The organism is Haloferula luteola (assembly GCF_014201715.1).
Taxonomy (GTDB): Bacteria; Verrucomicrobiota; Verrucomicrobiia; order Verrucomicrobiales; family Akkermansiaceae; genus Haloferula; species Haloferula luteola.
The window spans coordinates 1-1904 of sequence record NZ_JACHFD010000069.1 but is presented as its reverse complement, the minus strand read 5'-3'; the positions used below and the strand labels follow the sequence as shown (position 1 = coordinate 1904).

At 52.3% G+C, this 1904-nt stretch carries 1 protein-coding gene and 1 pseudogene; both read left to right on the top strand.

The features are described 5' to 3' along the window. A pseudogene (locus tag HNR46_RS20470) lies at nucleotides 1–1168 on the top strand (hypothetical protein); the annotation flags it as partial. An 80-nt stretch (nucleotides 1169–1248) separates the two neighbouring features. Beyond that, a partial coding sequence (locus HNR46_RS20465; RefSeq protein WP_184022559.1) for a hypothetical protein occupies nucleotides 1249–1904 on the top strand: 656 nt, incomplete at its 3' end.

Here is a 1904-nt window from a genome sequence, read left to right as displayed (position 1 = left end):
CACGGGGGAGCTGGACGAAGGGAAGCAGAGTGACCCAACGGAAGGTGGATATGTGGCGGTGCGCAGAGACGATGAGACTCCCGTGACGAAGCTGGTGATTCGGGAGGGCGCTTCCGTTGAAGGCATGAAATACCGCATCAAATTCGATGCCGGAGCGAATTTCAAAATATGGAAAGACGAAGCCCGAACGCAGTCTGTCACAAGCGAGCAGACGGAGTTCGAGCCGGACCAAGAAACCACCCTCTACCTCGAAGGATTGAAGAAGAGCGACAGCATCGGACAACACGAAATCACACTTCAGGCTGTCATCGGCGGAGAATCACACGATGCCGAGACAATCTATTCAACCGTAGTCGAAGCGGAGTTTGACGTGTGGCTTAATGTTTTCATCCCAGTTCAGTGGACTGATTTCCCGGCAGCTCATCCAATTCATAACGATTTTTTGATGATCAATCCAGTTACCGGTGTTCCAATCTATGAGTATCGAAGGAAGATTGCCGCTGGAGATGACCGGTCTTTCAATGACGAGTTTTTCGATGATCCGGCAAGGGATGTGGATGATATTCCTGGGGGAACGAGCTCTCGTGTTCACGCGCAGGTAACGATCATTCCATTCAAGGACTTGGACGACGACGGGATTAAAAATAATTCCTATAAGGATGCGATCGGCATTTCCCACAACTATCTTAAAGACGGAAGCGTTCCTGACCCAGGCGCTGGCTATTCAGCCACCAACCGACTGCTTCCTCAGCCGATCATCACTCAGGTTGATCGCGAAAGCCCTGATAAGCTCAAGAATCCATCTGACTCTATCGAGAGATATGGAATAGACCAGAATGCCGTCCGGTTTCGATTTGAAGGGTCGGCGGACAATCCAATTGTCAATCCGTCGCCAGCTATCGACTGGGACTTCCAGATCGCAATTACGGTCAACAACGCCAATGTTCTTGCGCCGAAGTGGCTTTTGTTGGGCGACTGGCAAGATGGCTTCCCAGGTTACGAGATATACATCCGTGACTCCGATGGCGACCAAGGCGACAACAAGGGGACTCCGATTTACCAATACGATCCGATTCCGCTTGGTCGAACGCCCGTAGATCTGTTTCCCGATTCCGTTCCCGGCTCAATCGACGAAACCGTAACCCCAGCAAATGGAGAGGTGCCATGAAGTTAATCGGATTTGTTTTTGTTTGGTGTGCAGTGGCCGTGTGCTTGCATGCTCAGGGTGATGACTCTCGTTTTGAGGGTTTGGAAGAGGCAGTCGAAGCGGTTCAAGCTGGATCCGTCGCGGGGGCGGAAAATGTAAGTTTGGAAGATTTGAGGAAGCTTCGTGCGGCGCTCGTTGCTAACCGCGGAAACATCTGGATGCTGCCCGCTCCTATCTTGGATTGGCTTCGTTCCGAAATGGAGCCAGTTCGAGACCTTGCCTTCAGGTTGGCAAATTCCGATGATAGAAACCGGCGCTATTATGCAGCATCGTTTGCTTCGTATCTTGAGCCAACGGACGCGACAAAAGAGATGCTGGGAAAATTGGCCTACGACGAGCACGCTCCTGCGGCCGGGACTGCAATGGATACTCTTTTTGGGATGGGATGGGAGACCGAGAATCTTCGAAGCGGCGTGGTCTCCTCTTTGGAAGGACTGTTCGATGGCAGGCCGTCAACTATGGCATCGCTTGCTTGCAACAGTGCTGGACGGTGGGGGCTTGTCGAAGCGGCACCGATCTTGATGGACTTGTTGGAGAAAGAATACAACGAGGAAGGAAAAATCACATCGATCGCAACACAGCTCAAGCTCTTAGGGGAAGGCGCGAAGGAACAGCTCCCAAGATTGCAAGAACTGCTCCGCCGGGTGAAAGCCAACCCGGACTCCCATCCTCGGGAGATCGAAGCGTTGGATTATGC